This window comes from Acinetobacter sp. OYA S30 (assembly GCF_033599315.1).
GTDB lineage: Bacteria > Pseudomonadota > Gammaproteobacteria > Pseudomonadales > Moraxellaceae > Acinetobacter > Acinetobacter baumannii.
This window is the reverse complement of sequence record NZ_JAWVAV010000003.1, coordinates 173647-182370: the sequence shown is the minus strand read 5'-3', so window position 1 is coordinate 182370 and position 8724 is coordinate 173647. Positions and strand designations below refer to the sequence as shown.

The 8724-nt window shown below is 37.8% G+C and carries 8 protein-coding genes; 1 reads left to right on the top strand and 7 read right to left on the bottom strand.

The window, feature by feature from the left end; genetic code table 11:
* Positions 1 to 780: 780 nt before the first annotated feature.
* A complete protein-coding gene (locus R5R67_RS03015) occupies positions 781 to 1119 on the bottom strand; it encodes a hypothetical protein (protein ID WP_001243508.1) in 339 nt (112 codons plus the stop codon).
* A gap of 603 nt (positions 1120 to 1722) precedes the next feature.
* On the opposite strand from R5R67_RS03015, the gene R5R67_RS03010 reads away from it, so the two are divergent.
* The gene (locus tag R5R67_RS03010; protein WP_001089197.1) at positions 1723 to 2208 is read left to right on the top strand and encodes an Lrp/AsnC family transcriptional regulator; all 486 of its coding nucleotides are present in this window, start codon (positions 1723 to 1725) and stop codon (positions 2206 to 2208) included.
* Positions 2209 to 2236: 28 nt separating this feature from the next.
* On the opposite strand, the gene R5R67_RS03005 is transcribed toward R5R67_RS03010, so the two are convergent.
* The 6 genes from R5R67_RS03005 to R5R67_RS02980 form a co-directional block, all read right to left on the bottom strand.
* Complete coding sequence (locus R5R67_RS03005) at positions 2237 to 2794, bottom strand: chorismate mutase (RefSeq protein WP_000932083.1); 558 nt, start codon at positions 2792 to 2794, stop codon at positions 2237 to 2239.
* A 77-nt stretch (positions 2795 to 2871) separates the two neighbouring features.
* The gene (locus R5R67_RS03000; protein ID WP_009519416.1) at positions 2872 to 3555 is read right to left on the bottom strand and encodes an SDR family NAD(P)-dependent oxidoreductase; all 684 of its coding nucleotides are present in this window, start codon (positions 3553 to 3555) and stop codon (positions 2872 to 2874) included.
* Between the two features lie 9 nt (positions 3556 to 3564).
* Positions 3565 to 4326 carry an SDR family NAD(P)-dependent oxidoreductase gene (locus R5R67_RS02995; protein WP_000135428.1) on the bottom strand — a complete coding sequence of 254 codons (762 nt, stop codon included), beginning with the start codon at positions 4324 to 4326 and terminating at the stop codon, positions 3565 to 3567.
* Positions 4327 to 4333: 7 nt separating this feature from the next.
* Complete coding sequence (locus tag R5R67_RS02990; protein ID WP_001279994.1) at positions 4334 to 5020, bottom strand: glutathione S-transferase family protein; 687 nt, start codon at positions 5018 to 5020, stop codon at positions 4334 to 4336.
* Between the two features lie 227 nt (positions 5021 to 5247).
* On the bottom strand, positions 5248 to 6267 hold the full coding sequence (locus R5R67_RS02985; protein ID WP_000055765.1) for a spore coat U domain-containing protein: 1020 nt from the start codon (positions 6265 to 6267) through the stop codon (positions 5248 to 5250).
* Positions 6258 to 8717, bottom strand: coding sequence for a fimbria/pilus outer membrane usher protein (locus tag R5R67_RS02980; protein WP_000873963.1), 2460 nt, complete (start codon positions 8715 to 8717; stop codon positions 6258 to 6260). The genes R5R67_RS02985 and R5R67_RS02980 overlap by 10 nt, the downstream gene beginning before the upstream one ends.
* Positions 8718 to 8724 lie beyond the last annotated feature (7 nt).

Here is an 8724-nt window from a genome sequence, read left to right as displayed (position 1 = left end):
AAAAAACCTAGAGTCGATTCAACCGCCTTATAGACTGTTTAAGTGGTATAGACAAAAAGACTTTGGCAAAAACCAATAAATGAGAAGAATTAGTACGCATTGCGGACTCCTTTGTTTTTTAAAAGAAATCCTACCAATCACTGCTAAATGATGGTGGCAGGACGAAAGAGGGTTAGCAGACTGGAAAACAAAGAAACCAGCACACCCGAAGGTGTCCCCCTTCCGCCCTACCATAGAGAAAAAGGGGGCGAACGAGTTCACGACACACAAAACTAGGTTCTGTCTATCGTCTTTGTTTAAATAGGGTCTGCTAAAACCCGCTAGCAATGTGGCTAGCAGGCAAAGGATAATCGGAGGGGTTTTAGGTGTCAATGTGATATTGGCTAGAAATAAAGCTTTAAAAACTCTATAAAATAACTTTACTTAAGATTTAGTCATCCATTCTAGAATCTTTTATTTTTGAAATTTAAAAATATAAGTAAACTTAAAATGTACTCCGCTATATTAATTAAGACTTTGAATGCCGACTGATGCTTATTTTTCCTCCATAATACATAACGAACGGCTAATCCAAGGAAGGAAATGTTATTTTTATGGTTACAATAAGGGATTCAAACTAAAAAATGATTATTGTTAGATCTAAAACAAGGTGAATTTTTATATTAGCTAATTTTTTAAGAATTATTCTCTAATTTAACTAGTAAATTTATAGACCGATAAAATGAATAATTAAATCCATCTTATCGGCTTGCTAGAAGAGGTTTTTAAAACCTTATTTTTTTATTGTTTAATATATTTTGGAAATTCTTTTAAAACCTTATGACAAAAGTGGCCCTGTGTATCCTCTTTCTTACGCTCTTCAAATTCCTTCATCCCAAATTTCATAACCTCTCTACCATATTTTTCGCCGAGATCATGTTTAGTACATTTTGCGGCAGCCTCTTTTAACTCTTCTGAATAATAGTGATAGTTACAATCAAGTTGAGCTCGGCTTAAAAAACCATGAAGCTCTACTGCTTTCTCACATTGTGTTTGCTCTAGAAGATTTTTAGATTCTTGACTCGCATAAATTGATGTTCCTACTAATAAAGTGAAAATTGTTACTAAAAAATTACGCATTATTTCCCCGACAAAGTTATTAAAAGCATTAGTCATAATATTGCGGGCGTATTAAATAATAATTATCTCTAAGTGTCTATTAATAATAAAGAAAACAGGATAACCTTCTTCTCTTTCGAATATTTAATCACCTTATTAAAATTAGGTGATTAAGTTTTAACAAGTATATATTATTTATTTTACTCGCTTATTTAATTGTTAAATTAGTACTTTGGTTAGGGATTAAAGTATGCCTTTTTTTGACTTTCAATAATAATATTTAGCTATTTAGGATATTTAATAAGATTCTTGGAAAGATGAGCGCTATGACCAATAAGAATATATTTATTATTTAACCAATATTTAATGATTCTAATGTATGAATCAAAAATTCCTGATATTTGATTTTTGGGTAAGATCCGCAAAGAGCACTGTTTAGTCACCCTTACTGAAACAGTGCTCTTTGCTTCATCACAACTCCTATCCAGTAGAGTCCGATGCATAGAAATAGTGTATGGCTGTGTCACTCAAAATGTTTACTGAATTTTCAGTTTTTTTAAATGATATCAGCATAAAAATCACGTATATTTAAAATTAATAGAAGAATCTTCTTTGGTTTATATTTTGAACAGCACAGAATACACACTAGATCGCATAGATCGGAAAATATTATCTGCCCTACGTAGAAATGGCCGTTTAACGGTTGCACAGCTCGCCGAAGAAGTCGGGCTTTCATCTTCGCCTTGCTGGACTCGACTCAAACGTTTAGAAAGTCTAAAAATTATTGAAGGCTATACCGTAAACGTAAACCCCAAAGCGATTGGTATTCATGAGTTGTTCTTTATTGAAATTACCCTAGAACGCCACGATGATGAAATGTTAGAAAACTTTAGCGAGGCTTTGGCAGATATTCCGGAAGTGGTCGAAGCGCATTTAGTTACGGGCGACTATGATTATTTGGTGAAAGTAGCCGTAAAAGATGCCGAGCATTACGAACGTTTTTTACGTAAAAAGCTCTACTCGATTAAAGGAATCCGCCATACGCGTTCAACCTTTGCTTTACGACCACTTAAATCTGCCAATACTGCCGATTTAATGTTGATTGAATAATTTACTTATAGGGAAGACTTTGGGTGGTTCATTGTTTTAATTTGATTTTATTCAATGTTACACATAAAGCCCTCTTGTCAGCTTCTTTAAGTTGAGGATGCTGAACAGGCCACATATAGCTACAGCCATGAGGCGCTTTGTTATTATTTTTCTTAAGTTCATAGGCGATATTTTTTAGCAGCTCCGTATTTAAAGCGCTAATTTTTACGCGTACTTCGCTTAAGTCTTGAGGCTTCCAGTTGGTTTCCGGGCTCGACAACCAGTCGGCGCGATAACGGTACTGGATTGCTTTAGCCACATCCATTTGCGCTACTATAAATGGCTTTACTGTTTCGCTGTTAAGCCCAAAAGAGTCGGCTTCAGAAAGCGATTGATCGAGTACTTTCTTTTCTTGTGTTAAATCTTCAATCGGTAAATGCTGCTCTGCCTTATAGCCTGCAACATCTTTCATATAAGATAAGCGTTCATTAATTAAACGCGCGGTTTGCTCATATTGATATGCTTGTGCCAGTGAAGAAAAGCACATCAAAGCTGCCATTGTAGTTGCTACTTTAACCGTTTGTTGAATATTCTTAATATTTAACATTTAAGTACCTTCAAAATTATTGTTCTGTTGTCATTCCAAAGCAGTACTCTATTTTAAGAACACTCGAAAGTAAAATCTCAAGACACGCTAAGCTCTTGACTCCATGCAGTGTTAGGTTGTTGATAGATGTGCTGACAGACTTGTTTAACAGATGAAATAAAGTGCTGGTTTTGCCCATCCCATTTTTCCACCATACAATATGTCACGTGTATTCCTTTGGGCTGAAACTCTCTTGCCAATGACTGTGATAACGCTCGAATACTCGCAAACATGCTTTGGCTTAACACATCGTAGTGAGTCGAGTTATTAGATGGCGCTCCAAGAAAAATAACAGTGCCCCGCTGCTGCTTTAGCATTGGTTTAATCACTGCTTGTGACACGCTCACTGCGCTTAAACCCGTTGTTTGCCAACTGTGCTCAATTTCTTCTAAAAATAAAGCTTCAATATTTGGCGCAGATGAAAAATTTGGCTGAAACACGCATAACTCAATGCTATGACTATGGCTGGCAATATATTTTAGTAAACTTTTTAAATGCTCAGTATTCACCAAGTTTAAACGGACACTCGTTATGCCATCATTTACACGGTTTACTTGTATATTCTGAACGCTAGAATCATGTACAGCTTGATAGACATACAATGGAGATTGCTCATTTTTGTCTAAAATTACAAAGTTCTGGTCAAGTAGTTCTATATCATGACCTGCAATAACCACACAGCCCTGCTTTTTTTGAAACTTCTGAAATATTGTTTTTAGCATATGTGTCTCTCAAAATTTTTCTTGGTATGGGCGTAAATCTAGCTCATGTGTCCAAAGCTCAGGGCTTTGCTGGTAGAGCATCCAATAGTTGTCGGCTATGGCATTAATATTGAGCCCACCCGTTCCCCGTGTGAGACGAATGAAACGTCCTAGACCAAATAAAGCTTTATTAATTCTGTCGCCATCCACCATTCCATCAATAATGACATGAGCAATATGAATGCCTTGAGTTTTATAAATTTGAGCTAAATTTAACGCATAAGTCCGCAAGGCAGATTTCCCCATAGTGAAAGCTGCAAAAAAAGGCTTTCCACGCAACGAAGCACTGGCTCCGGTAAAAATAAGCGTACCGTGGTTTTGTTCTTTAAATATTTTTAAACAGCTTTGAGAAACTAAATAGGCTGATAAAAAAGTGGATTGCCACATTTGAGTAAAAAACGATAACGGACTGCGTAAAAAAATTGAGGGAATATTTCCCCCAACATTATGAATAACTGCAGTAATGCGTTCATTCTGACTTATGATGGTGTCAAACAATGCCTGTACTTGATTGATATCTTCTGCATCTAAACGAAATGCCACAGCTTCACCTGCATTGGCATGAATTTCGGCAGCTACTGCCTCAATTTTTTGGAAAGTACGTCCAGCAACGTAAACTTTTAAGCCCTCTTTTGCAAAGCGATGACATACGGCAGCACCAATGCCCTGTGATGCCCCAACGCCAATAACAACTGCACAATCTCGTATTTTATCTGGTGTTGCTGATGCCATAGTCGTCTCAACCTGTTTGTTTTTTATACCATGCTGCCATAAATGGACGATCCAAGATTTCCTTACCAAACTTCTTACTTGTACGAATGACTTCACCAAGTTGAGCAACTACAGCTATGTCTGCAATCGTTTGATTCTCACCCACTAACCATTCACTTTGTGATAAAACCTGCTCAATACGGTCAAGGTGTCGTATAAATTCTTCTTCAACATTTTCAGTCTTCATTCTGCCCAAGCCTTGAAAGAAAAGCTGTGTTTTTAGTTCAGCTAAAATAAAACCCTTCACCATAGGTTTTTCATATGCAGGGCGACCAATATTGCTAATACGAATTGCTTCTTCTAAAGCTTCCGAATCATTTACCCTTAAATATACTTCATAAAAATAGAGTGATTCATCTGCCCAGTCTTCCCAAAGTTCTGCAAGTGCTTTTTGATTTGCGTCTTCGGGATAAAGTCGAGGTGTATCCGGAAAAGTTTCGTCTAGGTAGCGAGCGATACGGGTACTGTCTTGTATACGCTGCCCTTTATGATCAATAACAGGTACTTTGCCCACTTTACTGAGCAAAGGTACTTTCGCTCCAAGAATGCCGTTGTAATTAATCGTTTCGTATGGGATTCCCTTAAATTTCAAAGCTCTTGCAACTTTTTGGCAAAATGGAGAAATTTCCCATTGATGCAAAATAATATCCGACATTTATTCACCTTTATTTTTAATTGCCTGTTTTACTATTCAGTTCCTTTTTGGAACTAATTATTAAATATACAGGATGTCTTTTTAAGTCAAACTGTTTTTGATGACGACCAAGTTTCAAAAAACTAAGAATATTTTAACTTTCTCTTTTTGTACTCAAACTATTTTGGACAATATCAAAGGAATTACGCGGATCTATTGAAATAAAAGATCCACGTATAGTCTTAAAATTAATAAGTCACTGTCACAACAACACTATCAGAATAGTTTCCCGGTTTAGTTGAAATGGAAGTGCCTTGCGGAATTTTTCCATAAACGGGTGTACTTTGAGCGCTACCTGTACCAGTTTTTGAGACTCCACCTGAACCACCAACATTGGTTACACCTCCTGTGGCATCCCATACCGTACTATAATTAGAATCTTTATATAGCTGATAGGGAATATAATCATTATTTCCATTGGTCATACGCCTAAAACCTCCAACTATACGATTATTGCCATCCCCTAAATAAATGCTATAAGGTGTTCCATAGTTGCAGGTAGTATTCACTGCTCCTTGAGTTGTGTAATCACGCTTAGTCGTACCAATATCATTAATATTGCCGAAATCTACAGTTGAAGTTGAGTTTAATTGGCACAGACTTGGGACCACAAAGTTTGCTGTTAGTAATGTATCACCAGAATCCCAGCCACCAAGTAAATCGCCACATGACAAACCCAAAAGATCCATATCCCAATACAACCGAACCGAAGCCGTATAGGTTCCTTTAGGATATGCAATGAGAGACCCCGTTCGAGCTGGTACTTTTATATTTACCGAGTAACTCACAATATTATTTGATGCGACTGTTGCTACTGGACCATACCACACATTGGAGGTTTGGTTGGTAGTAGAAGAGCCAGCCCCGCCTACAGTTGCAGTAACTGTATAGGGTAAAGTCACACTATTATTCGCAGTGGTTGCTCCTGTAAATACGGTTTTCATACACATAAAATTAGAAATCTGGGGAAGTCCTAAATTCGTACAAGTAATTGTTCCTGAAAGGTTTACGGTTGCATCACTATTAATATTTGCTGCAGTGTAATTAAAAGTACTATTTGTAGTCCCGCTTACCGTGCAAGCAGCTTGTGCAGGACTAAAAAATGCATAAACGAGATAAAATAAGCAAATGCCTATGAAGTATTTTAAAGACCGTGGAAGTTTTTTATAGCTCTCTATTTGAGCCTTATTCATAAAATTTAATGACATACATAAGGTCCCAATTTTTTAGTTGAGTACTGATTACTGTTATAGGTAAAGTCAACTTGGCATGAGCCATGATCAAGAAGATCGACTACAAGTTTGTTTTGTTTTAATAAGTTTGAAATAAACACTTCACCGTCATAGCCAACCACTCCATCTTGCTGTCCATTAATTTGAACGCTATACCCCGGTAATAACGGTGAGTTATTTTTATCAACAAGTTTCACTAATCCTGAGATGACCTGATGTGCGCCAAAATCAATCATTGTTCCTTGGCGATAACCTACAACAGTTTTTTGTTCAGTGGAGTTAACGCTCCAATTTAGAGGCAAGAATGAAGGATCTAAATAAATATGGTTCTCTTGATATGGCATGAGACTAGGAATCAAAAATCTCCCTGATTTATCCGTAAAGCCTAAATTTACTCCACCATTTAAGATTTGGCTTTGCGGGCCTGCATTAGTGACAACAGCATATCCATCTCCAATTTCATTGGCCGCAAAGAGCCGTCCTGCTGCAGCTACCAAAGATCCCGTTGCCGAAAGAGCAACCTGATCGTTATCTCCAATTCGGTTATAGCGACCTGCCAAATAAGCAGCACGGGCACGGTAAGAGGCATAGATCGATGCATTGTTGTCGTGGTTATCCTGATCTCGCTCAACATAGCCTCCCCATCCAAATGACCCAATTTGCGGGTCCGACAAACCGAAAATTTCTTGTCGATAACTCAATCTACCGCTGTCGCTAGAAACACTAGTAATGGCATTGAATTTATTCGAAGGTGTATATCGCAGCGCAAAGTAAATACCGTAGTCCTTGTGATTTTCATAATCTTTATAGGCAGAGGTATAAAATCCCCAGTTCTTGTTCAGACTTCCACTTAAATTGGCCGATAGCAGTTTATATTGGTTATCACTATATTTAATCTGGTTATACCCCAGATAGGCCCCATAACCTGCATAAAAGTTATAGTTAATTCCTGCCCTAAAAATTTCATCTGCCAGCGCACTGTAGTTGAGGTAGTTTTGTGACTCAGCATCGCTCTGATTATCTTTTAAATATCGAACCTGAGATACTCGTGCCAAATCAAAATAGTTATCGAATATTTTGCGGTAACTGGTGTTAAAAGAAATATTTTTACTAATCCGACCTTCTAAACCCAACAAGGCAGAATAACCGTTTTCATCTTTATACTGGCTTGCTGCAATATCAGCATTAATCACCCCAATACCGAACAGGTTCTTGGCAAAGCCTGTTCCAATGTTAGACAAACCATCTGTTGAAGCCTCTACCCCACCGCTTAAGGTTAATGAGTTGCTGTAACCATATCGAATTGCCCCTGATGCAAAGGTAGCATCGTCATAATCGTTTGAGTATAGGCCATAGTTATAGCGCGGAACCCCAACATCCACTGAAAACTCATTAATACCTTTTGCCAGAATCTTGGATGAAAAATAGTAAGGCTTTTTGGTAATGCTCTGCCGACCAGTAGCATCCGTAGTTACAAGTGTGACCTCATTTCCGGAAATAAAAGGGAGCTGTTTAATATCAAAAGGGCCTGACGGGACAAGTCCTGAATAAATCTTTTGCTGGTTAACGTATAAATCCAGTGTTGAAGGCAGTGCGGCTGAACCGGAGAATTGTGGCAGTGCCGAAGTGACAATATCGCCACGTTGAGTATAGGCACTCGACCATTGAAAGCCTGCAAGGCGGACGCTGCTGCCCCAATCCGAACTATTGGAGATAAAGTCCCCTAGGGTATATATCCTGATCTTTTCAGGGTCTACATATTGCCATTTACTTTCCAGACGTACCCATTTTTCGTGGCTATAACTATTTTCATCATTTCCGTTATATAACACACCAGACGAAAAGTTACCGATCGCACTGTTGAAAATTCCCTCTGCCGAACCGGAGAAAACATTCTCATCATTAGTTATGGTGTGATACAGGCTATAGTTCAGGATTGCAGCGTTTAAAGGCTTTATTTTAAGTAGCTGCGGACTGGTGATCTGCTGCCCTTTTAAGTCAACCGAATAGCCTGTCATCATGTGAGGAGGTACTTGTAAGTTTAAAGACTGCTCATTCTCCAAGTATTTAAACCGGATATCTTTAAGCTCATTAAGACAAATCCACTGGCTATCAGAAATGGAATCATCTATTTTTAGTCTTAAAGTTTTTAAGTCACGGGCACGGATATATAATTTTTTATCTTGATCTTGTCTTACGGCTACTAAATCCTCAGAAGGGTTGGAATTAATAGAAATATTTAAAAAAAGCTGTGCAACGTTATTATCTTGCTCCTGTTCATTCATCTTTATCTGCGTGTTTTTACTTTTGCTGTCAATCGTGTCCGGAATACTTGGAACCGGCACATTCGTATTGTCCTGTAACTGTTCAGCAAAAGCATATGCAGGAAGATATGTAACACATAAGACACCTATAATATATTTCATATAAGCC

Excerpts from the sequence above, each read along its gene's own strand:
- R5R67_RS03015 (WP_001243508.1), bottom strand. The coding sequence starts at position 1,119 with ATGCGTAATTTTTTAGTAACAATTTTCACTTTATTAGTAGGAACATCA.
- R5R67_RS03005 (WP_000932083.1), bottom strand. The coding sequence starts at position 2,794 with ATGTTAAATATTAAGAATATTCAACAAACGGTTAAAGTAGCAACTACA.
- R5R67_RS03000 (WP_009519416.1), bottom strand. The coding sequence starts at position 3,555 with ATGCTAAAAACAATATTTCAGAAGTTTCAAAAAAAGCAGGGCTGTGTG.
- R5R67_RS02995 (WP_000135428.1), bottom strand. The coding sequence starts at position 4,326 with ATGGCATCAGCAACACCAGATAAAATACGAGATTGTGCAGTTGTTATT.
- R5R67_RS02990 (WP_001279994.1), bottom strand. The coding sequence starts at position 5,020 with ATGTCGGATATTATTTTGCATCAATGGGAAATTTCTCCATTTTGCCAA.
- R5R67_RS02985 (WP_000055765.1), bottom strand. The coding sequence starts at position 6,267 with ATGTCATTAAATTTTATGAATAAGGCTCAAATAGAGAGCTATAAAAAA.
- R5R67_RS02980 (WP_000873963.1), bottom strand. The coding sequence starts at position 8,717 with ATGAAATATATTATAGGTGTCTTATGTGTTACATATCTTCCTGCATAT.